The 20,315-nt window shown below is 68.6% G+C and carries 22 protein-coding genes; 12 read left to right on the top strand and 10 right to left on the bottom strand.

The window, feature by feature from the left end:
- Positions 1-324: 324 nt before the first annotated feature.
- Both T333_RS01815 and T333_RS01820 read left to right on the top strand, forming a co-directional pair.
- Positions 325-1,515, top strand: a complete 1,191-nt coding sequence (locus T333_RS01815) for a helix-turn-helix domain-containing protein (protein ID WP_354998479.1) — start codon at positions 325-327, stop codon at positions 1,513-1,515.
- 85 nt (positions 1,516-1,600) lie between these two features.
- A complete protein-coding gene (locus tag T333_RS01820; protein ID WP_496423501.1) occupies positions 1,601-1,723 on the top strand; it encodes a hypothetical protein in 123 nt (40 codons plus the stop codon).
- Here T333_RS01820 and T333_RS01825 read toward each other — a convergent pair.
- The 4 genes from T333_RS01825 to T333_RS01840 all read right to left on the bottom strand — a co-directional run bounded on the left by T333_RS01825 (position 1,717) and on the right by T333_RS01840 (position 5,766).
- A complete protein-coding gene (locus T333_RS01825) occupies positions 1,717-2,394 on the bottom strand; it encodes a DUF1707 SHOCT-like domain-containing protein (protein WP_354998478.1) in 678 nt (225 codons plus the stop codon). The two genes, T333_RS01820 and T333_RS01825, sit on opposite strands and share 7 nt — an antisense overlap.
- A gap of 198 nt (positions 2,395-2,592) precedes the next feature.
- Entirely contained in the window at positions 2,593-3,225 is a 633-nt protein-coding gene (locus tag T333_RS01830; protein WP_354999013.1) for a response regulator, read from the bottom strand.
- A 68-nt stretch (positions 3,226-3,293) separates the two neighbouring features.
- Positions 3,294-4,472, bottom strand: a complete 1,179-nt coding sequence (macS, locus tag T333_RS01835) for a MacS family sensor histidine kinase (protein ID WP_496423502.1) — start codon at positions 4,470-4,472, stop codon at positions 3,294-3,296.
- Positions 4,450-5,766 carry an AI-2E family transporter gene (locus T333_RS01840; RefSeq protein ID WP_496423503.1) on the bottom strand — a complete coding sequence of 439 codons (1,317 nt, stop codon included), beginning with the start codon at positions 5,764-5,766 and terminating at the stop codon, positions 4,450-4,452. The genes macS and T333_RS01840 overlap by 23 nt, the downstream gene beginning before the upstream one ends.
- Positions 5,767-5,887: 121 nt before the next feature.
- Between T333_RS01840 and T333_RS01845 the strand changes: the two genes are divergently transcribed.
- The 3 genes from T333_RS01845 to T333_RS01855 all read left to right on the top strand — a co-directional run bounded on the left by T333_RS01845 (position 5,888) and on the right by T333_RS01855 (position 8,997).
- A complete protein-coding gene (locus tag T333_RS01845; protein WP_354999012.1) occupies positions 5,888-7,408 on the top strand; it encodes an adenylate/guanylate cyclase domain-containing protein in 1,521 nt (506 codons plus the stop codon).
- Positions 7,409-7,413: 5 nt separating this feature from the next.
- A complete protein-coding gene (locus T333_RS01850) occupies positions 7,414-8,508 on the top strand; it encodes a lysylphosphatidylglycerol synthase transmembrane domain-containing protein (protein WP_496423504.1) in 1,095 nt (364 codons plus the stop codon).
- Between the two features lie 129 nt (positions 8,509-8,637).
- Entirely contained in the window at positions 8,638-8,997 is a 360-nt protein-coding gene (locus T333_RS01855) for a DUF3054 domain-containing protein (protein WP_496423505.1), read from the top strand.
- A gap of 95 nt (positions 8,998-9,092) precedes the next feature.
- Here T333_RS01855 and T333_RS01860 read toward each other — a convergent pair whose 3' ends face one another.
- A complete protein-coding gene (locus T333_RS01860) occupies positions 9,093-10,703 on the bottom strand; it encodes an NTF2-like N-terminal transpeptidase domain-containing protein (RefSeq protein WP_496423506.1) in 1,611 nt (536 codons plus the stop codon).
- 454 nt (positions 10,704-11,157) lie between these two features.
- On the opposite strand from T333_RS01860, the gene abmR reads away from it, so the two are divergent.
- Both abmR and aroQ read left to right on the top strand, forming a co-directional pair.
- Entirely contained in the window at positions 11,158-11,754 is a 597-nt protein-coding gene (gene abmR, locus T333_RS01865) for an ATP-binding transcription factor AbmR (protein WP_354998472.1), read from the top strand.
- A gap of 14 nt (positions 11,755-11,768) precedes the next feature.
- On the top strand, positions 11,769-12,206 hold the full coding sequence (aroQ, locus tag T333_RS01870; RefSeq protein WP_496423507.1) for a type II 3-dehydroquinate dehydratase: 438 nt from the start codon (positions 11,769-11,771) through the stop codon (positions 12,204-12,206).
- A gap of 137 nt (positions 12,207-12,343) precedes the next feature.
- On the opposite strand, the gene T333_RS01875 is transcribed toward aroQ, so the two are convergent.
- Both T333_RS01875 and T333_RS01880 read right to left on the bottom strand, forming a co-directional pair.
- Complete coding sequence (locus T333_RS01875) at positions 12,344-12,790, bottom strand: nitroreductase family deazaflavin-dependent oxidoreductase (protein ID WP_496423508.1); 447 nt, start codon at positions 12,788-12,790, stop codon at positions 12,344-12,346.
- Between the two features lie 217 nt (positions 12,791-13,007).
- Positions 13,008-13,352: a hypothetical protein gene (locus T333_RS01880; protein ID WP_354999053.1), complete on the bottom strand. Its 345-nt coding sequence runs from the start codon at positions 13,350-13,352 to the stop codon at positions 13,008-13,010.
- On the opposite strand from T333_RS01880, the gene T333_RS01885 reads away from it, so the two are divergent.
- Together T333_RS01885 and T333_RS01890 are read left to right on the top strand one after the other, a co-directional pair.
- Positions 13,272-14,381 carry an ABC transporter ATP-binding protein/permease gene (locus T333_RS01885; protein WP_496423509.1) on the top strand — a complete coding sequence of 370 codons (1,110 nt, stop codon included), beginning with the start codon at positions 13,272-13,274 and terminating at the stop codon, positions 14,379-14,381. The two genes, T333_RS01880 and T333_RS01885, sit on opposite strands and share 81 nt — an antisense overlap.
- A complete protein-coding gene (locus T333_RS01890) occupies positions 14,371-14,613 on the top strand; it encodes a helix-turn-helix transcriptional regulator (protein ID WP_496423510.1) in 243 nt (80 codons plus the stop codon). The genes T333_RS01885 and T333_RS01890 overlap by 11 nt, the downstream gene beginning before the upstream one ends.
- Before the next feature lie 135 nt (positions 14,614-14,748).
- Here T333_RS01890 and T333_RS01895 read toward each other — a convergent pair whose 3' ends face one another.
- Positions 14,749-15,603, bottom strand: coding sequence for an NAD(P)-dependent oxidoreductase (locus T333_RS01895; RefSeq protein WP_496423511.1), 855 nt, complete (start codon positions 15,601-15,603; stop codon positions 14,749-14,751).
- A gap of 8 nt (positions 15,604-15,611) precedes the next feature.
- On the bottom strand, positions 15,612-16,493 hold the full coding sequence (locus tag T333_RS01900) for an NAD(P)-dependent oxidoreductase (RefSeq protein ID WP_357252857.1): 882 nt from the start codon (positions 16,491-16,493) through the stop codon (positions 15,612-15,614).
- A 138-nt stretch (positions 16,494-16,631) separates the two neighbouring features.
- Here T333_RS01900 and T333_RS01905 point away from each other — a divergent pair, with 138 nt between their 5' ends.
- Both T333_RS01905 and T333_RS01910 read left to right on the top strand, forming a co-directional pair.
- Positions 16,632-16,985, top strand: coding sequence for a winged helix-turn-helix transcriptional regulator (locus T333_RS01905; protein WP_354998464.1), 354 nt, complete (start codon positions 16,632-16,634; stop codon positions 16,983-16,985).
- 104 nt (positions 16,986-17,089) lie between these two features.
- Complete coding sequence (locus tag T333_RS01910; RefSeq protein ID WP_496423512.1) at positions 17,090-18,205, top strand: glycerate kinase; 1,116 nt, start codon at positions 17,090-17,092, stop codon at positions 18,203-18,205.
- A 42-nt stretch (positions 18,206-18,247) separates the two neighbouring features.
- Here T333_RS01910 and T333_RS01915 read toward each other — a convergent pair whose 3' ends face one another.
- Positions 18,248-19,828: an alpha/beta hydrolase gene (locus T333_RS01915; RefSeq protein WP_496423513.1), complete on the bottom strand. Its 1,581-nt coding sequence runs from the start codon at positions 19,826-19,828 to the stop codon at positions 18,248-18,250.
- Positions 19,829-19,988: 160 nt separating this feature from the next.
- Here T333_RS01915 and T333_RS01920 point away from each other — a divergent pair, with 160 nt between their 5' ends.
- Positions 19,989-20,300, top strand: coding sequence for a GNAT family N-acetyltransferase (locus tag T333_RS01920; RefSeq protein ID WP_354998461.1), 312 nt, complete (start codon positions 19,989-19,991; stop codon positions 20,298-20,300).
- Positions 20,301-20,315: the final 15 nt, after the last annotated feature.

The raw sequence follows: 20,315 nt of genomic DNA on the forward strand, positions 1-20,315 counted from the left end.
ATGCTTCCCCTCAGGCGATTACGGTGCTGTGGCAGGTGATCGGCCGTCGGCGTAGCGGGCCGTGCAGGTCACGGCCGCTCGGGCGCAGCTGTTCGGGTCGAACGAGAAAGACTTGCGATGCGGTCGCGCGATCGGCGCGCCGGGCTCGCACAGTGGTTTTCGGCATCGTTGTCATTGCCGCCGCCCTTTGCGTTCTCAAAGTTGCAGAAAGGCAACGGTATTCCAACCAGAGGCAAACGAGTCGTACGTAATGTCCCACTAGGGATGAACACGAAGGCTTAGCGTCGTACCCTGAAACCCAGATGTAACAAAGGACACGGGTACATGGACGATTCGTCGATCGGGGTGCGGATTCGGCGCTTTCGCGGCAAAGCGCTGACCCAGCGTCAGCTTGCCGACCAGGCCGGAGTGAGCGTGGATCTCGTGCGCAAGCTCGAGCAGGGCGGACGCCAAACCGCGTCCATCGCGAGCCTGCAGAAACTGGCTCGCGCCCTCGACGTGGACATCTCCGATTTGATCGGCAAGCGCCACGGGATACCGTCCGGCAACCCGGACGCGGGCATCGTCGCCATCCGGCGCGCGTTGACCCCCGTGGACGACCTGCTCGGCGAGGTGCCCGAGGAAGAGGCCGTGAGCCTCGACGACGGCCGCCGCGCGGTCGACTACGCCTGGGGCGCGTACTGGGCGGGCCGCTACGAACTGCTCACCGCGATCCTGCCCGCCAACCTCACCCAGCTGCGCGCGACCGTGCACGCCGCACGCAACGGCGCGGTCGCCCCGGCCAACGAACTGCTCGCCCGCATGTGCTGGGTCACCGGTTGCACGCTCGTGCATCTCGGGCAGACCGATCCCGCGTTCCTCGCCATCCGCCAGGCGCTCACCGCCGCCGAACGCGGCGACGATCCGCTGCTGCTCGCGACCATCCGCGGCTCGGTGGCCTGGCAGCTGCTGGTTCAGGGCCGCTACGACGAGTCGCGCGGGGTCGCGCTGCGCGCCGCGACGGAGCTGGAGCCCGCGGGCGAGGTGCCACCCGCGCACCTGTCCGCGTACGGTTCGCTCGTGCTGCAAGGCGCGACGGCGTCCGGCCGGGCCCAGGACGTGCCGGAGGCGCTCTCGCTGATCGAGGCGGCGGGCGAGGTCGCGCTGCGCATCGGCGCCGACCGCCAGGACTACGAAACCTATTTCGGCCCTTCACAAGTCGTGATGCAGACGGTGGACGTGAACGTTTCGTCCGAACGCTATTCCGAAGCGCTGGCCGCGGCCAAGGAGATGCCCCCGAACAGCGGTCTGCCGCAGGCCTCCCGCGCCCGCCACCTCGCCGACACCGCGGTCGCCCTCACCCGCACCGGCCAGCACCAGCGCGCACTGGACGCCCTGCTGAACGCCGAACGCGTCGGCGGCGGCGACTGGATCAAATACCAATCCCTCCCCCGCCACATCGTCTCCGAACTCCTCGACCACGACCGCCGAGTTCCCTTGCGCGCCTTCGCCCGCCGCATCGGAGTGAATACCTGACGGGATCCTGGCCACTTCGCGTCGGCTGTACGCTGCTCCGAATCTCACAGCGTGGCTTTTGCGCGCTGCTCTCCAGACTTGCGGCATGGCCATCCCGTCGATCGCCACCACCGCTGTGTGCGGACACGTCACCGTGCTGTCGGTGGGCCGCGCGGAGGAGCGACGCATCGCGGTGACCGAGCCGAAAAGCCCGGCCGCCGCTCAGTGACCGAGCAACTTGCGCCAATGCGCGATGAACGGGTGCTTCGCGGTGACCGAGCCGAAGCGGATGCTTCCGTGCACGACCAGGTGGAGGGGGCCGAGCGGGGGGCCGGTGCGGACCTTGTTGTTGACGCTCGCGCCGATCAGGTCGAGGCCGTTCAGGTCGACGGTGGCCTCGGCGGGCACCACCAGTGTCAGCGAGCTGCAGAAATCGTCGACGTTCAGCTCGACCACCTGGGTCGACATCACCGCCTCGGTGAAATCGAGAGTCACGCCCGAGAACCAGTTGTTCAGGTGCAGTGTGGGCGCGACCTGCCACGGCCCGCGCCGAGTCACGCCCGACATGCGGCCGCGGATCACGTTGCCCGCCGGAGTGGGCGGCATGGGCGGCCGCTTCGCGAACGAGGGCGTCGAGTTCACGAAGGGCGTGGGCCGGGCGGCGGGCTGGCCGATCATGCGCACGCCAGGCAGGTCGATGAGCACGGCGTTCAGTTCGCCCCGGGTCTTGGCGGCGAGGGCGGTGTCCATCCGTTCGGTGAACTCGCCGAGCGAGAGCATCCCGAGCCCGACCGCCCGCTGCAGCAGCTGACCGACGTGCTCGCGTTCGGCGTCGGAGACGCGCAGATCCCGATCACCGACGGAGCCGACGCCATTGGATACCGATTCGGGTCCGCCCATGGCTTCGAGATTACCGAGGTTCGGCGGGTCTCGGCATCAGGGCGTTCCCCGATGACGGCGGGGGCCGGTGCACCTTGCCTTCAGTGTGGCTCTCCGTGCGAGTGCCTGCCAACGGAAAAGGCAAGGCCTGTTCGTGTGCCGTCTCCGCACAAGAGTACGAGCCGGGTGCGCGGCTCCTCCGTTGGTCGGATGCCGCGCCTACTCGAGGCCCTGTTCGATCGCGTACCTGGTGAGCTCGACGCGGTTGGCCAGCTGCAACTTCCGCAACGTCGCCTGTACGTGGTTCTCCACGGTGCGATGACTCAACCCGAGCCGCGACGCGATCTGCTTGGCGGACAACCCTTTCGCCACCATCCGCAGCACCTCGGTCTCCCGCTCGGTGAGCGCGGGCCGGTGCGGTTCGTCGGGCTCGGCGGGCGCGGTCGCCATCCGGCGGTATTCGCCGAGCACCAGCCCGGCCAACCCCGGAGTGAACACCGGCTGACCAGCCGCCGTCGCACGCACCGCATCGATCAGTTCCGCCGCCGACGCGCTCTTGACCAGGTAACCGGAGGCCCCCGCCTTGATCGCGTCGAGCACGTCGTCGCGCTCGGCCGACGCGGAGAGCACGAGCACTCGGCTCTGCGGCGACACCCGCAACACCTCGGCGGTGGCCGTCGCGCCGTTCCCGTCGGGCAGCTGCATGTCCATCAGCACGACGTCGGGTCGCACCGCCGCGGCGCGCCTGGTGGCCGAGCCGACGCCGTCCGCGGTCGCGACGACCTCGAATCCGGCCTCGGCGAGGTCGCGGGAGACCCCGTCGCGCCACATCGGGTGGTCGTCCACCACCATCACCGAAATGGTCTCGGCCGCACCGTCGGTCACCGCACCGCTCCTTCCGCTTACTTCATCCTGCCAGGTCAGCGCGCATCGCGTGGCACGCGGAACTCCCACTCGACGCCTTCGCCCACACTGCCTTCGGTGAGCAGTTCGGCGGTGCCGCCGAGCGCGGCGATGCGACCGACGATCGACCGCGAAACCCCCATCCGCCCTTCGGCCTCCGCCTCGGCCAGCCGCCCCGGTGCGATGCCGACGCCGTCGTCGCGCACGCTGACGATCAGCTCGTCGCCGGTATCCTCCAGCAGCACATACGCTTTGGCGTCCACACCGGCGTGCAGCTCGACATTGGCCAAGGCCGTGGCGACAGCGGCGGCGAGTTCGCCCGCGGCCCAACGCCCCACCCGAACCGGCTCGCCCGGCGTGGACACGAAGACCTTCGGCGTCGCGTGCACGGTCAGCAGCGGACGCAGGTCCACCTCGGCGCCGCCCGCGTCCTCGCGCGCGCCCTGCTCGGAGATCAGCACGCGCAGCGCGACCTCCTGCTCACCGGCACGTAGCGCCAATTCCTCGGTGGGACCACCGATTTCGCTACCGCGCCGCTTGATGTAGCTGAGTACCTGGAGCACGCCGTCGTGCACTTCGCGGGCGAGCCGCTCGCGTTCCTCGGCGGCGGCGGTCAGGCGCACGGCGCGCTGCAACTGCTCCTGCGCGCGCCGGGCGGTGTTGGCGGCCAGCCCGAGCGCGAGGCCGACCGAGACGAGCACCGGCGCGGTCGCGTCGGCCCACACATCCTGACCCCACTGGTCGCGCACGGTGATGATGACCGCGGCGATCGAGAGCCCGGACGCGATCCCAGCGACCGGACCGCGCAGGATCGCCGCCGAGATCACCGCGTTGGCCGCCCACATGGTCGTCGGCAGGGTCTGGTGCCCGTGGTACCAGTCGTAGTCGGCGACCAGCCGGGTCGCGGCGACCAAACCGATCACGACGACGTGGTCGCCGATCACCACCCAGACCCGAACCTTGGCCACGTCGGCCACCTGCCACTGGGAGAGCATCAGCGCAGAAAGCCCGGACCACACCACCATCAGCGCGATGAACACCCAGCTCAGGCGCTGGTTCTGGTAGTAGGGCACCGACGCGATCTGCTGACCGACCGCGTACAGCAGCGTGACGAGCCGGAACGCCTGCACGGCCCGCCACAGCGGCGCGGTCGCCGCGTCGGCGGGACTGAGCTCAGCCGACGGAGTCCGGGGCATCGGTTCCCCCGTGGTGGTTGTCGCCGGAATCCTTCGCCAGGCGCGGACCGTCTCGGCCCGCTGCGGAATCGGCATCAGCACTTCGCAGCGCGAGGTTCGAGCGCGCGGACTCCTCCGCCAACGTCGCCGCCACGTCGAATCGCCCGGGGTCCGGCCGGTCCGGCTCCGCCGAGTACAACCCGTGGTCGGCGGTCTGGAGTTCGCCGAACGCCTCCTCCGGACGCCCGGCGAGCAACGATCGGATGGCCGTGTTCATCACCGCCACGGCGGGCACCGCGAGCAGGCCGCCCGCGATTCCGCCGAGCACCACGCCCGCCGCGATCGCCAGCACCACCGCCAGCGGGTGAATGCTCACCGCGCGGCCGAGCAGCAGTGGTTGCAGCACGTGGCTTTCCAGCTGCATGACCGCGATGATGATGCCGAGCACGATCAGCGCCGTCACCAGGCCCTTGGTGACCAGCGCGATGAACACCGCGATGGAACCGGCGAGAAACGCGCCGATGATCGGGATGAACGCGCTGATGAACACCAGCGAGGCCAGCGGTAGCGCCAAGGGCACCCCGAGTATGGCCAGGCCCGCGCCGATGCCGATGGCGTCGACGGCCGCGACGACCACCGTGGCGCGCACGAAGCCGACCAGCGATCCGAAGCCGAGCTGACCGGCCAGCCGGACCCGCTCCCGATGCTGGGTCGGCACGGCCCGGGTGACGAACTCCCAGACCTGATCGCCCCCGTAGAGGAAGAAGATCAGGATGAACAGCGTGAGGAAGGTGCCGGTGAGGATGTGGCCGATCACCGTGGCCGTGGTGAGCGCGCCGGAGGTGAGACTGTCCTGATTGGACTGGATGGCCTTGACGATGGTGTCGCCCGCGTTGCGGATCTGGTCGTCGCTGAGGTGCGGCGGACCGTTGATCAGCCAGTCCTGGACTCGGTGGATGCTGTCGGTGAATTCGTCGGACAGCTGCGGCACACCGGCGACGAACTGCTCGATGACGAAGGTCATGATCCCGGCGACCAGCCCGAGCGAGCCGACCAGCGAGACGAAAACCCCCACCCACCTCGGCACACCGAGCCGCTGCATCCAGTCCACCAGCGGCGCGAGCAGCGCGGCGGCGAGCAGCGCGATGGCCATCGGGATGACGACGGACGCCAGCCGCTGCACGATCATCGCCAGGGCGATCACCGCGGCCAAGATGACCAGCAGGCGCCACGCCCACTCCGCGGTCTGCCGGACTATCGGGTGCACCGCGTCCGCGGCGGAGTTCCGGCGCGGGCGTTCCTCGAGCTCGGTCACCTCGCTCAGGGTAACGGAGGTCGCCGACCAACTCGCCCCGCCGGACAGCCGCACGTGGACGAATGATCGAAACGCTAGATTAGGGGGCGTGTCAGCGCCCTTGGAAGCGGTCAAACAGACCATGCGTACGCGCTGGCCGCTTTACCTGACATCGATGCTGTTGGCGAACGCCTTCGGCGCGGTGCTGGTGTGGGCGTTCATCCAGTACGGACTCCCCGTTCCGGAAGGCGAGGCGGCCGGTACCCGACGCACCGGTCTGCTCATCCCCGCCCTCGTCTTCATCGCGGGCGGACTGCTCAGCCTCGCCGCTTCCGCGCTGATGCTGCGCCCGGTCATGCGTTGGCAGATGCGCGGCGGGCCGCCGAGCCGCCAGGAACAGATGGCCGCGCTGCACGCGCCGTTGCGCCAGGCGATGCTGCATCTGGCGCTGTGGTTGGTCGGCGGCGCGGTGCTCGCCGGACTCATCATCTCCGACACGCCCGAGCTGGCGGGCGCGGTGATCGTCACCGAGTGCATGGCGGCGACCATCGTGTTCGGCTTCACCTACATGCTCGGCGAGCGCATCCTGCGGCCGGTCGCCGCGCAGGCGTTGACCGAGGGCATCTTCGATCACACCCTGACGCCGGGCGTCGGCACCAGGATGGCGATGACCTGGGGCATGGGTACCTTCGCGCCGACCATCGCCATCGTGCTGCTGTGCGTCACCCAGATCTCCTCGGAGGTGAAGTTCTCGGCGCAGTCGCTGGCGATCTCGATCCTGCTGCTCTGCGGCGTGGTGATCTTGCAGGCGCTGGCGCTGTCCATGCTCACCGGCTCGAGCATCTCCGATCCGGTGCGTCAGCTCAGCCAGGCCATCGACCGGGTGCAGGAAGGCGCCCGCGACGTGCAGGTCGAGGTGTTCGACGGCAGCGAGATAGGTCTGCTCCAGGTCGGCTTCAACCGGATGATGGAGGAGGCGGCCAAGCGGCGCCAGCTCCAGGAACTGTTCGGCCAGCACGTCGGCGAGGAGGTCGCCCAGCGCGCCCTCGACTACGGCACCGAGCTCGGCGGCGAGACCCGGTTCGTCGCGGTGCTGTTCGTGGACATGGTCGGCTCCACCGCGACCGCCGCCGAACGGCCGCCCACCGAGGTGGTGAGCCTGCTCAACGAGTTCTTCCGGATCGTGGTCGACGTGATCGACCGCCACCACGGGTTCGTCAACAAGTTCGTCGGCGACGCGGCGCTGGCCATCTTCGGCGCGCCGCTGGACCGGCCGGACGCGCCCACCGCGGCGCTCGCGGCGGGTCGCGAACTGCGCGAGGCGCTGCGCGAAGTGCCCGGCCTCGACATCGGCATCGGCGTCTCCGCCGGTCTCGCGGTCGCCGGAAATATCGGCGCCGCCAATCGTTTCGAATACACGGTGATCGGCGACCCGGTCAACGAGGCCTCCCGCTTGACCGAATTGGCCAAAGACCAACCCGGCCGGGTGCTCGCCTCCGGCAGCGCGTTGTATTTCGCGGAGGAAAGCGAGCAGGAGTTCTGGATCGCGGGCGAGGAAGTGCAGCTGCGCGGTAGGCGACGGAAAACGCGATTGGCCTGGCCGAAAGAAGGCGCCGACCCGCGCACCGATGCCGACGCCGAAACAATTCCTTCGCTAGGCTGATCGGCGTGACGGCCAACGGGGATCCAGCGGGCGGGCCTGCACCGCGAGCGTCCACCGTCGAGCAGGGCCGGCGCAAATTCTGGTGGGTCAAATGGTTGCTGGGCGCCGCGCTGCTGGCTTTGTTGATCGGCGAAGGCGTCTATCTGTGGCCGCGACTACACGAATCCTGGCGAAAGCTCACCGAAATTCATTGGGGCTGGGTCGCGGCCTGTATCTGGTTTCAAGCGCTTTCGATGAGCGGATTCGGCCGGGTGCAGAAACAACTGCTGCACGCGGGCGGCGTCGATGTGAGTCAGCGCAAATCCGTGGCAGTCGTCTACGGCGCGACCGCGATGTCGGTGACATTGCCCGCGGGACAAGTCTTCTCCACCGCGTTCACCTATCGACAGACCCGGCGTTGGGGCGCGAGTCCGATCGTCGCTTCCTGGCAGCTGGTCATCTCCGGTGTGATCGCCACCGCCGGGCTGGCGCTACTCGCCGTCGGCGGCGCGCTGCTGGTCGGCAACCGAGTCGGGCCGCTGAAGCTGATCCTTTCGCTCGCCGCGGTGGCGGCCCTGATCTGGGCGGGCAACTACATCTCGCGCAATCCGGGCTCGCTGGAGAAGGTGCTGCGGAGGCTGCTCGCGCTGGTCAACCGGATTCGTAAACGGCCAGCGGACCACGGGATGGCGAAGGTCGCCGAGATCCTCACCCAGCTCGAGTCGGTGGATCTCGGCAAACGCGACGGGTTCTGGGTGGCGGGCTGGGCCGTCGTGCACCGATTCGGCGACGTCGCCTGCCTCGGCGCGGCCTGCTACGCCGTCGGCGCCGAGCCGAAACTCGCCGGACTGCTCATCGCCTTCACCGCGGGCAAGGCCGTCGGTTCCATCCCGTTCGCCCCCGGCGGCATCGTCTACGTCGACGCGACACTGATCTACGGCCTCACCGCGGGCGCGGGCCTGCCCGCCGCCCAAGCGGTCGCCGCGGCGTTCGTCTACCGCATGGTCAGCTTCATCCTGGTCGCGATCGTCGGCTGGATCGTCTTCGCGTTCCTCTTCCGCACCCCGTCGGCCGACGAGGTCGCTTACGAAAAGGAATTCGAAACCCGCCGCACGCTGTGACCACCTCACGCGACCGGTCGGAGTAGATCTTCGCCGGGGATGCTGTGAACCGCCGCGTGACTCGTCAGGGCAGGTCTCGGGGCGGTGTCGTGATCGAGATCGAAATGACGCCGCACTACGCTTGCGCAGGTGAAGAGACTGGCTCCGGTGGCGGCAGACGCAGTGTTGGTGATCTTGTTCTGTGTCATCGGGCGGCGCAGTCATGACGAGGCGGTGATCGCGGGGCTCCTGAAGACGCTGTGGCCGTTCGCGATCGGGCTGGCGATCGGGTGGGCTATCGCGCTGGCCGTCGGCGGTCGCGCGGGGCGTTTCGACGGGACGGTCGTGTGGCCCACGGGAGTCTTGGTCTGGTTGTCCACGCTCATCGGCGGTATGGTGCTGCGCGCGATCAGCGGGCAGGGGACCGCTTTCAGCTTCGTGCTGGTCGCGGGCACGGTGCTCGCGTTGTTCCTGCTGGGTTGGCGCGCGGCGATCCGGGCGCTCAACTGATTCGCGGAACCGATTGGACCTGCTCGACCCGCTCTTCCGTCGTCACGATGAAGGCCTCGGGCCCGAGCGCCGCGCGAGCGATCAGCCTTTGCTGATCACGGCTCCGGCGTCGCCAGCGACTGCAACATCCGGGCCGCCATCCGAGCGGTCGCGTTCCCGCTGTCCACATCGTTGATGTGAATAGCGAACGCCAGATCGCCCATGTTGGCGATCAACCAACCGTCCTCGCCCGCGGTCGCCGCGTAGGCGATCACGGGGTGCGGTCGCAACGGTGTCAGATGGGGAGCCCCGGTGGCCTCGCGCAACATGGTGCGCAGCCGTTCGGTCAGCTCGCCGCCCAACGGTGCCAGCTGCGCGTCGGTGCCGCCGGTGCGCGCGACCTCGATCTTCGGCGCGGGCACCTCGCCGCGCGCGATCGACGCCGCCGCGATCGCCATCCCGAACGGGCTGGCCAGCACCGCGTCCGACCCGCCGCCCTGGCGTACCTGCTCGGCGCTGCGCCCGGCGATGGCGAGCCGTCCGGTGACCTCGTCCAACCCCGGCACCTGGTAATCGATGCCGATGCCGAGCCTGCTCGCGGCCTCCGCCGCTTCCTGCACCGAGACGTCCTGCGGCGCCTTGCCGTTGGTCGCCGCCGCGACGGCACGGAACAACTCGATATTGCCGCCCACCGGATACAGACCCGTGAACGCGACCGGACCGTGCGCGCTGGCCTGGCTGTTCTGCGCGACCGCGACCACCGCGCCGCTGGACGGCTGGATCGCCACGATGGAGGCGGGCGTGCCGACGCTCACCACCGCGTCCTCGGCGGCGCGCTGCAAGCGCTGGTCCATGGTGGCGATGATGTCCGGCCCCGGCGGACCCTGGTAACCAGCGACCTGGCTGATGAATCGCCCGTCCGGCTCGAAGATCTGCACGCCCCAGCCGGAGTGCTCCTCCTGGCTGGTCTCCCAGACCTTGCGCAGCGCGTCCAGCTGCGGTGACCAGACCCGGCGGTCCGAGGAGATCAGGCGCGGGTGCTTCTCCATCACCACACCGGGAATCGGCGCCATGCGCGGTTCGAGGATCGCGAAATCACCCTCGCGCAGGTTGACCGCGACGATCGGCTTGCCCTGCGAGGACGCCAGCTGCTGCATCAGCGACGGACCGGTGATCAGCGGCGCGACCGGCTCGATGGCCTTGGCCAGCGCGTCGGTGGAGGCGACCGGGTCGGACATCCGCGTGGGATCGAGCTTGATCACGTTGATGACCTGCTCGTGCATCAGCGGTGCGCCGACCATGTCGAGCACCCGGGGCGGCGGCTTCGGCGTGGTGCGCACCAGCTTCACGGTGCGGTTGCCTTGCAGCTGCGGCATCACGACCGACGGCTCCCACGAGATCCGCCAGCCGATCGCGAGCTTGCGCACCGTGCCCTGGATGCTGTATTCCCAGTTCTTGTTCTCGCCGAAGCTCCAGTCGACGTCCATGCTGAAGATCGCCGACTGCGCGTCCAAGCCGATGAATTGGGTCTTCTGATAGTCGACCTTGCCGGGAGCGAGACCCTCGAACATTTGCTTCAGCGTTGCGGAAGCGGCGTTCGGGTAGGAGGTGAGCTCCGATGCCTTCTTGTAATCCTGCTGATCGAGAAGTTCGGTGAAGCGCTCGACGACGGCCGAGGGCTCATTGGGTTCCTCGCGAAACCCGCAGGAGCCCATGGTGACTGCCACAGCCGCCACTCCCGCGAGTGCCATTGCGCCCCGAACGCGAAAGCGGCGGGATCCCCACACATCCATGTCGCCCACTCTTCACTCTTGTCACTCCAGCAACAAGACCACCGTACCTGAAATGAACCTGTTCGCGACGTCCCGGTGACCGGGCCGTTACCCATGCTCAGCATTGTCAATTGTGCCCGAAGACAGCTTCTCCGATGGCCCGAACGATAACGGCATCCAGTCACAAGGCGATAACCGGCGCCGCTACCGTACCGGCCGGAACGCGAACGCGGGCGATAACCACCTACGCCGATGATCCGTCTCGAGCCGAACCCGCTCGGCACAATGCGACCTCCGTGGAGTACCCCCTTCCGACCCTGTTCACGCAGAGCGGAACCGCCGTGCTTACTTGCGGCGTAATCTTGTAATCATTGAAAGCACTGCACGACAGTAAGTCAGGTGACTCGCCATGAGAAACGAACATCGCGGACGAGGTTTCGGACGCCCCGGCGGTTGGCAGCAGGCCGATCTCCCCGACCCCGCCGACGTGCCCGACTGGTTCGCCGGACGATTGCCCAGCGACTGGTTCGTCGGCAAACCGGTCATCGAAGTCGACCGCGACGAGATCGTGGTGATCGGCGAATTGCCACTGCCCAAACCCGAGCGCGCCGACGGCGAGGACACCGAAGCGCCCACCGAGAAGATCCCGACCGCGACGAAAGAGGGCGCCGTCGCCCGCTTCCGCGAATCCACCCGCCCCGCGCGGATGCAGATCGCGGGCGAGGCCCAGCGCCGCTACGCCCGCAATGTCGCGTGGGGCGTCTCGGTGGACGGCGAGCGAATCATGTTCACCCAGCTGGCAGTTCCCGTGATGACGCGGCTGCGCCAGCAGGAGCGCAAGGTCCTCGACACCCTTGTCGACTCCGGCGTCGCCCGTTCCCGCTCGGACGCGCTGGCCTGGACGGTGAAACTCGCGGGCAAGCACGCCGAGGCGTGGCTCGAGGAGCTGCGCACCGCCATGCGCAAAGTGGACGACCTGCGTTCGGAAGGTCCGAAGGGTCTGTGAATTAGGGTGACGGCATGGCCGATACCGCACCGATCCTGGTACTCAACGGGCCGAACCTGAACATGCTCGGCACCCGCCAGCCCGAGGTGTACGGTTCGGCCACGCTCGACGACGTGGTCGAGCTGTGCGAGCGGACCGCGGCCAGGTTCGGCAGGGAGGTCGTCGCGTTCCAGTCCAATCACGAAGGGGCGCTGATCGATCGGATCCACCAGGCGCGGGGCGCCGAGTCGGGGATCGTGATCAATCCCGGCGGACTGACCCACACTTCGGTGGTGTTGCGCGACGCGCTGGTCATTCCGGAGGTGCCGATCGTGGAGGTGCACATCAGCAATGTGCACGCGCGGGAGGAATTTCGGCACCATTCGTTCATCTCGCCGGTCGCGACGGCGGTGATCGCGGGAATGGGGATTCGGGGATACGCCGCGGCGATCGAATTTCTCGCTACTCGCTGAAGCAACCCCGCCTGCACGGCCGGTTTCGGCGGACTCCGCGCATTCCTCCGACCTTCGCTGGACTTCCTTCAGCGTGCGCCGTGATTTCCCCGATCGGGCGCAGCGGATTTCGGCGGACTTTCCGCCGAGCGCAGGAATCAGGTGAGGCGGAAGACCGGGAAACCCGGTGCGATAGCGGCGAGTTCGGCGTCGGTGGCGTTCTTCGTCACGCCCTCGAAGAAGCGGTTGACCTCCCAGCCCCACTTCTCCAGGTACACCCGCAGCACCGGAACCTTGTCCGCGTCGGCGACCTCGGTGGCCGTGAACGCCTCGGCCTTGCGCCCGAGCCGCAGCTCGCCCTCGCCCGCGACCCGCAGATTCCGCACCCACTGCGTGTGCCCGCGCGGCGCGACCAGGTAGCGCGTGCCGGTCTCGTCGACGAGCAGGTTCACCATCGTGGTCCGCCACTCGCCGCTCTTGCGGCCCCGAACGGCCAGCAGCCGCGAATTGGCGATGCTGATGCCCAGCTTGGGCAGCCAGTTGAAGATGCGGTTCATGACGGGATCGAGGCCGGTGGGGGCGATGTAGCGGGTGCTGGCGTTCATGGCGACTCCTGTTGTGAGCGGTGCTCTCTATTGAGAACAATGATCCACCCGCCTGGCCGTGAAGTCAAGAGCACTGCTCTCGTTCTCTTCATGATGCCCGTACGACCCTCACCCTTCGGGTAGCGGGATCAGCTCCAGATGTTCGGCCTCTGACGTTTCAGCGGCTCCGCCGTGCCCGGCAACCAACTCCACACCCCCACCGTGCGAAACCAGCCATCTACCGCACACGCAGCGCAAATAGCGAACGGAACGATGCGAGGACACGAGCATCGGCGAGGACCACGAGCAGGTGGGGCAGGTGTCGGGCATAGCTCACCCTGAATAACCAACGCCCATAAGGCAACGCCCCACGCCGCGCGGCTCCGAACTCGAGATCCATTCCGATCGGCAGGACTTCGCGCTCTCCGGTTATGTCCGCTGCCAGCCCACCACGATCGAAATCCTCGAAGGCTTCCGCATCCGTTCGGCGGGCCGGGTCGAGGTGCTCGGCGCGGATCCGGCGCACGGCGACGAGGCCTGGCGGGCACGCATCGGCGTCGTCCTGCAATCCTGGCGTGATCATGGCAAATGGCGTGTGCGCGAGCTGCTTTCACACCTCGGTGCCTACTACGCGCCGTACGGCTCCGAGCGGATCCGCCGACCTTGGGACACCGACGACCTCATCGCGGCCGTCGGCCTGACCGAACAGGCGGGCGCGAAGATCATGTCGCTGTCGGGCGGCCAGCGCCGCAGGCTCGACGTGGCCATCGGCATCGTGGGCCGCCCGGAACTGCTCTTCCTCGACGAGCCGACCGCAGGCTTCGATCCGCAGGCCCGCCGCGAATTCCACGACCTCGTACACCGTCTGGCCGACGACCAGCAGACCACCATCCTGCTCACCACCCACGACTTGGACGAGGCCGAGAAGCTGGCCGACCGCATCCTGATCCTGGCGGGCGGGCGGATCATCGCGGACGGCTCGGCCGCATTCGGCATCGGCCAGTTGCTCAGTATGGAGCGCGAGGACGGAACCTTGTTGCGCGCCAAGGCGACTCCGAACGGAATGGTCGGCTACTTGGTCGGCAAGGTGGTCACGGTGTCGGGCTGGGTGCTCGTGCCGTTCGTGATCGTGCTGATTCCGGGGTTGTTCCTGGTGGGCGGCACCGAGCTGAACACCGTCGGCGCCTGGCTGTCGCTGATCGGCATCGTGTTGCTCGGCATGCTGGCCACGCTGCCCATCGGCGCCTGCATCGGTTCGCTGTTCGTCAGCCCGCGCGGTGTCGGGTTCGCCTCCATGCCCATCATGGGACTCGTCGCGGTGTCCGGCATCTTCTACCCGATCACCTCGATGCCCGGTTGGGTGCAGGGGCTCGCCCAGTGCTTCCCGGTGTACTGGCTCGGCCTCGGCATGCGCGCGGCGATGTTGCCGGACGAGGCCGCGTCCGTCGAACTCGGCGGCTCCTGGAGGCACTTGGAAACGGTTGCGGTGCTGGGTATCTGGGCGGCTGCCGGGTTCCTCGTCGCGCCGATCCTGTTGCGCAGGATGGCGCGGCGGGAGTCCGGATCCAGCGTCGCCGCCCGTCGCGAGAAGGCCATGCAGCGTGCCTACTGAGGTCATCTACAACCGGATCGCCATGCTGCGCGCCGATCGCGGCATCTCCCGGCGCGAGCTGGCGGAGGCGCTCGGCGTGCACTACCAGACGATCGGTTACCTCGAGCGCGGCGAGTACAGCCCCAGCCTGCACTTGGCGCTGCGGATAGCGCAGTATTTCGAGGTGGCGGTGGAGGTCGTGTTCTCCACCGCACCGTTCCCCAGACTCGGGTCGGCGGCCGAAAGCGCTTGACCGTGAGGCGCTTTCGGTTGTGATGCCGCACGCTCCCGTGCCGATGGCGAATCTGTCCGGGGCGCAGTTGGTTCGGCTGGACCGGATCTGCGGCTCGGACCGACCACGGCGGTGAGGTCGAACCGCCCGGAGACGCTATTCGACCGCGCCGCGGAGCAGCTGGTACGTCGGCACCGGCTCTCCGGCCCGTTCGCTCTCCGCCAGCGCCCGGTCCCAGATCGCCCGCGCCGACCGCAGCAGCGAGGTGTCCACCCCGAGGTCGTCGCCGGTTTCGACGACGTGCGCGGCGCCCGCCGCCATCATCCGCAGATTGCCGAGATCACCCCAGCCGCCCGCCCGCGCGGCGGACGCCATCGCGGCGTAGAAGTCCTCGGCGTCGTGCATCGCGCGCTGCGCGAAAGGCAGGAAACGCCCGATGTCGTCGCCGGCCCGGTCGATCATCGCGAACGCCTGCTCGATACCGAGAAACCACGGCAGGAACGCCGCGTAGACGGCTTGGTAGTAGAGCTGCGCCAAGCCGTCGTCGTCGCCGAGGTACTCATGGGATGCCAGGAGACCCAACAGTTCTCGATGTTCCTCGAACACCTCTCGCGGCCCGCTGTAGAAGATGTACGAGGCGGGCAGGGCGAGACCCTCGGGCTGCGCCATGACGCCCGCGGCGAGGAACCGCCCGCCCCGCTCGCGCACCCATGCGGCGCCCGCTCGCGTGTCGGCGGGCGAATCCGACGACGCGTTGACCACGACCTTGCCGGACAGGCGGCCCTCCGCCTGCCCGAGCACGTCGTACATCGCCGCGTAGTGGGTGAGGCTGAGCACGATCACCTCGTTGGCATCGAGCGCCTCGGCAACCGTCGCCGCGCGCTCGGCGCCGAGTTCGACGACGGCGTCGACGCGGGCGGCGGTGCGGTTCCACACGGTCACCCGGACACCGGCGTCCAGGAAGGCCCGCACCATCGCCTGGCCCATCGGACCGAGCCCGATGACCGTCACCGAGCGGGTCATACCTGGCGCTCGCCCAGCATGAGCTCGTAGGTGGAGACCGCCTCGCCGCGTTCCTCGCTGGCGGCGACCGCCTTGCGCCAGAAGTCCTGTGCGGTGTGCGAGAAGGTGGCGTCGACGCCGACCTCCTCGCTGGCGTCGATGATGTGCTGCGCGCCCGCGACCATCATCTTCAGACTGGCCAAGGACGCCCAGCCGCCCGCCTGGTTGGCGACGGAGAACTCCTGCATGAAGTAGGGGTACGCCTCGCTGGAACGCACCGCGTACGGCACGAATTGCGCGATGTCGTGACCCGACTTCGCGATCATGGCGGTGGCTTGGTCGAAGGCGAGCAACCACGGATGGAAGGTGGTGAGCAGCGCCTGGTAGAAGATCTGGGCCAGACCGTCGTCCTCGCCCAGGTACTCCTGCGGGCTCAGCGGGCGCAGCAGTTCGGCGTGCGCGTCGAACACCTCGCGCGGACCGCTGTAGAAGATGTAGGACGCGGGGTGGGTGATGTTGTCACCGGCCGACATCACGCCGCCGGAAATGAACTGCGCGCCGCGCTCGCGCACCCATGCCGCGCCCGCGCGGGCCTTTTCCGGCGAATCGGAGGACAGGTTGGCGATCACCTTGCCCGCCAAGTGGTCCTCGGCCTGGCCGAGCACGTCGTACATCGCGGCGTAGTGGGTCAGGCTGAGTACGGTCACCTCGTTGGCGTCGAGCGCCTCGGCGACCGTCGCGGCCCGCTTGGCGCCGAGTTCGACCATCGCGTCGACCTTGTCGGTGCTGCGGTTCCAGACGGTCACCTCGACGCCCGCCTCGAGGAACGCCCGCACCATCGCTTGGCCCATCGGGCCGAGCCCGACGACGGATACGGAGCGGGTGGACTGCTCGGACATTGTGTGCCCCTTCGGTTCTGGTTCTGCTGGTTCGCGGCGCCGGAAACGATGGTCGTCTGTGCAGGTAGAGTCGACAAGACCGTACGTCGAGGTGGGGATACTTACCTCGAGGTCCGAAATATGGTCAGGAGGTCGGCGATGAACGGCAACAGTGGCGTAGATCACGATGCGTGCGGCATGTCGGTCGCCATCGACGTCGTCGGCGGGAAGTGGAAGCTGCACCTGATGTGGGTGCTCGGCGAACAACCACAACGCTTCGGCGAGATCCGGCGCCTGCTCCAGGGTGTGAGCGAGAAGGTCCTCGCCGAGAATCTGCGGCAGATGGAGGCCAGCGGTGTGGTGCATCGCGAGGTGTTCCCGGAGATTCCCCCGCGCGTCGAGTACTCGCTGACGCCTATCGGGCAGGAGCTCGCGGTGGCGCTGCGGCCGCTCGAAGAGTGGGGCGACAAGCACCGGGCGGAGTTGCTGGGGAATCTCGCGTCGGTGGGGTGAACGAGCCCGCTGCCCGGTTGTGCCGCAGCGAGGTGGCTGACCGGGCTACGAGCGCGCGGACGGCGTGACATGCGACCGCCTCCCGCCGCGCCGACAATGTAGGGATGACCGCCGCACCGCGGGTGCTGCTCGCGCCTGACAAGTTCAAGGGTTCGCTGACCGCCTCCGAGGTGGCGGCCGCGCTGGCGGCCGGGATCGCGGCGGTGCGTCCGGATGCGGAGATACGGCGGGTTCCGATCGCCGACGGCGGTGACGGGACCGTGGACGCGTTCGTCGCCGCGGGGTGGGAGCGGGTCGAGACGATCGCGCCGGGACCGACGGGTGTGCCCGTGCCCGCCGCCTACGCGGTGCGTGGCGATACGGCGGTCGTGGAGCTGGCCGAGGTCGTCGGACTGCTGAAACTTCCTGGCGGCCAGTTCGATCCGCTCGGCGCGGGTACGGAGGGGCTCGGCGTCGTCATCGCGGACGCACTCGACCGCGGAGCGACGCACATCGTGCTCGGCTTGGGCGGCAGCGCGTCCACCGATGGAGGTGCGGGTCTGCTGCGCGCTCTAGGCGCCCGCGTGCTCGATGCCGCTGACCTCGAATTGCCCTCGGGTGGAGCGGCTTTGGCGCGCGCGACGCGGATCGATCGCAGCGGCCTGCACCCGAAAGCCGCCGCAGCCCGTTTCACACTCGCCTGCGACGTGGACAACCCGCTGCTCGGCCCGAAAGGCGCGGTCGCGGTGTACGCCACGCAGAAGGGCGCCGACGCGGAGCAACGGACGATTCTCGAAGCGGCGCTGACCAATTGGGCGAACCTACTCGGCCCGGAGTTCGCCGAACGCCCGGGCGCGGGCGCGGCGGGCGGCACCGGCTTCGGCGCCCTCGCGGTACTCGGCGCCCGAGTACGCAGCGGCATCGAGGTACTACTCGAACTCCTCGACTTCCCGGCTCTGCTCCGCGACGCGACCCTCGTCGTGACGGGCGAAGGCGCCCTCGACGCGCAAAGCCTGCACGGCAAAGCTCCCATCGGCGTATGCCACGCGGCGCGCACCGCGGGCGTCCCGGTCGTCGCGGTAGCCGGTCGCGTCCAGCTCCCCCTGGATGCCCTGCACACCGCGGGCTTCACCACCGCGTACTCGCTGAGCGACCTCCAACCCGATCCCGCCCGTTCCATGGCGAACGCCGCACAACTGCTCGAACAAGTCGGCGCGCGCATCGCCGAACACGAACTCTGACACCGACGCCCACTTCGAAGCACGTTCAAGCCGCGGCCCGCGTCACCGAGTCGGCAGCGGGGCCTGTTCTGCGTGGGTGGTCGCGACCTGGCCGGTGCGCAAGTAGGTGAGCACCGCGTCGTCGACCGCGGGGTTTCCACGACCGAACGTGCCGTGGTCGCCGCCCTCGACCGTGATCAGCGAACCCTGGAGCGCTCGCGCCATCGCGGGTCCGCCCTCGTACGGCGTGAGTGCGTCGTGGCGGCTTTGCAGCACAAGGGGTTTGACGCGAAGGTCGGCGCCGGTGAGGGGGACCGGCTCGGCGATAGGGCGCCAGGATCCGCAGCTGAGGCCAGCGCGGACCAAGTCGGCCCGGGCGTCCATGGCGTTGCCACCGGAGGCGATGGTGCCGATGGCGGCGCCGATCAGTTCCGGGCGGCCGGGCACCGCGTTCTCGTTGCAGGTGATGGCGGAGAAGACGAAGCGGCCGGTGGGGTCGGTGGCGGTGGCGCCCTCGATGGCGAGCAGTCGCTGCACGTTCGCCGGATCGACGTTGGCGTCGGACATGGCCCGCGCGAAGGTCGGCCAGAAGGAGCGGGTGTAGGTGGCCACCGCGGTCGCGCCGACCAGCGGCACCTGGGCGGAGCTGCCGCCGGATATCAAGGTGCGCACCAGATTTTGCAGTTTGCCGCCCTGCTCCATCGTGCCGTTGTAACCGTCGCGGGCGAGCTCGGCCAGCGGTTCGGGCAGTTCGCCGGGCAGATCCGCCACGCTCGCCGGCGGCGGTGTCAGGTTGGCGTACCAGCCGCCGCCCTGCGCGGAGACCAGCCGCACCCAGTTCTGGTAGACGCGCAAAGCCGTGTCACCGAGCCGGTATTCGCCGTTGTGCTCGGCGATCCAGGCGAACAGGTCGTCGAGCCGCTGCTTGCCCGCGGCTTGCTGCTGGGCGAACTCCTCGGTCCACACCCAGTCGGGGTGCACGTTGGAGTCCAGCACCATCCGCTCCACGCGGTCCGGGAACAGCGAGGCGTAGACGGCGCCGAGATAGGTCCCGTACGAAGTGCCGAGATAGCTGATCCGCTCGACGCCGAGCGCGGCGCGCACCGCCTCCATGTCGCGGGCGGTGTTCTCGGTGGTGATGGTGTCCAGGTAGCCGGGCTGTGCCGCGTCGCAGGCCTTCTTGATCTCGTCGCGGCTGCCGCCGCCGATCGACACCTGTTGTCCCTCAGCTGTTTCCGATGCGCAGCGGAGCGGAGTGGCCCAGCGCAGGCCGCGCGGCTGCACCGCTATGCGGTCGTAGTGGGCGTTCAGCTCGGTGGGCATGACCTCGATCCGCTGCGCCCAGTAGGCGAGACTGTCCGCGCCGGGACCGCCGGGGTTGGTGAAGATGACGCCGTGCCGTTCGCCGGTGGCGGCGATCCGGCTGACGGTGAGATCGATACGCGGACCGTCGGGTTCGGCGTGGTTCATCGGCACGCTGATCACCGCGCACTGCACGCCAGCGCCTTCGGGCACCGAGCCGTCCGGGCAAGATCCGAAAGCTGGTGTGGGAGCGGCCTCGGCGAGCCCCGTCACCACCGACCCGCCGAGCATGCTCGCCGCGGCGAGGGCGGCGGCCACCCGTGAAATACGCGTCCTCATCATGTTTTCGCACCTCCGCCGGGCCACGGCTCTCGGGGAGCGCGCGACGCGACCAAGAGCATTCTGCTCAGGCGGCCACCCGGTAGACAAGTCGAACCGGCTATTTCACACCGGGATCCGCTGCGATGTCTCGCCATCGGGCGCATCAGAGTAGCGTCGAACCATGTCGACCGAGGTCCGCAACAACACCGCCATGGAACGATTCGAGATCTACGTCGACGGTGCGATCGCCGGGTACGCCGAGTACCAGGACACCGCGTCCGAGCGGGCGTTCGTGCACACCGAGATCTACCCCAGCTACGAGCGCCAGGGTTACGCCACCCAACTGGTCGGCACGGCGCTGGCGGGCACCCGCCGCGAGGGCTTCGGCGTGTTGCCGATGTGCCCGCTGGTGCAGCACTTCGTGCAGACGCACCCCGAGTACATCGCCTCGGTGCCCCACTGGGCCAGACAGCGACTCGGCCTGCCGCAGTAGACGCGACCTGCGGAT

The organism is Nocardia sp. CNS-044, assembly GCF_059570515.1.

Bases quoted from the DNA above. Each gene is read 5' to 3' on its own strand.
- T333_RS01905 (WP_354998464.1), top strand. From the start codon at position 16,632: ATGAACGGCAACAGTGGCGTAGATCACGATGCGTGCGGCATGTCGGTC.
- T333_RS01910 (WP_496423512.1), top strand. From the start codon at position 17,090: ATGACCGCCGCACCGCGGGTGCTGCTCGCGCCTGACAAGTTCAAGGGT.
- T333_RS01920 (WP_354998461.1), top strand. From the start codon at position 19,989: ATGTCGACCGAGGTCCGCAACAACACCGCCATGGAACGATTCGAGATC.
- T333_RS01820 (WP_496423501.1), top strand. From the start codon at position 1,601: ATGGCCATCCCGTCGATCGCCACCACCGCTGTGTGCGGACACGTCACC.
- T333_RS01900 (WP_357252857.1), bottom strand. From the start codon at position 16,493: ATGTCCGAGCAGTCCACCCGCTCCGTATCCGTCGTCGGGCTCGGCCCG.
- macS (WP_496423502.1), bottom strand. From the start codon at position 4,472: ATGCCCCGGACTCCGTCGGCTGAGCTCAGTCCCGCCGACGCGGCGACC.
- T333_RS01845 (WP_354999012.1), top strand. From the start codon at position 5,888: ATGCGTACGCGCTGGCCGCTTTACCTGACATCGATGCTGTTGGCGAAC.
- T333_RS01875 (WP_496423508.1), bottom strand. From the start codon at position 12,790: ATGAACGCCAGCACCCGCTACATCGCCCCCACCGGCCTCGATCCCGTC.
- T333_RS01915 (WP_496423513.1), bottom strand. From the start codon at position 19,828: ATGATGAGGACGCGTATTTCACGGGTGGCCGCCGCCCTCGCCGCGGCG.
- T333_RS01880 (WP_354999053.1), bottom strand. From the start codon at position 13,352: ATGATCACGCCAGGATTGCAGGACGACGCCGATGCGTGCCCGCCAGGC.
- T333_RS01830 (WP_354999013.1), bottom strand. From the start codon at position 3,225: ATGGTGGTGGACGACCACCCGATGTGGCGCGACGGGGTCTCCCGCGAC.
- abmR (WP_354998472.1), top strand. From the start codon at position 11,158: ATGAGAAACGAACATCGCGGACGAGGTTTCGGACGCCCCGGCGGTTGG.
- T333_RS01815 (WP_354998479.1), top strand. From the start codon at position 325: ATGGACGATTCGTCGATCGGGGTGCGGATTCGGCGCTTTCGCGGCAAA.
- T333_RS01825 (WP_354998478.1), bottom strand. From the start codon at position 2,394: ATGGGCGGACCCGAATCGGTATCCAATGGCGTCGGCTCCGTCGGTGAT.
- aroQ (WP_496423507.1), top strand. From the start codon at position 11,769: ATGGCCGATACCGCACCGATCCTGGTACTCAACGGGCCGAACCTGAAC.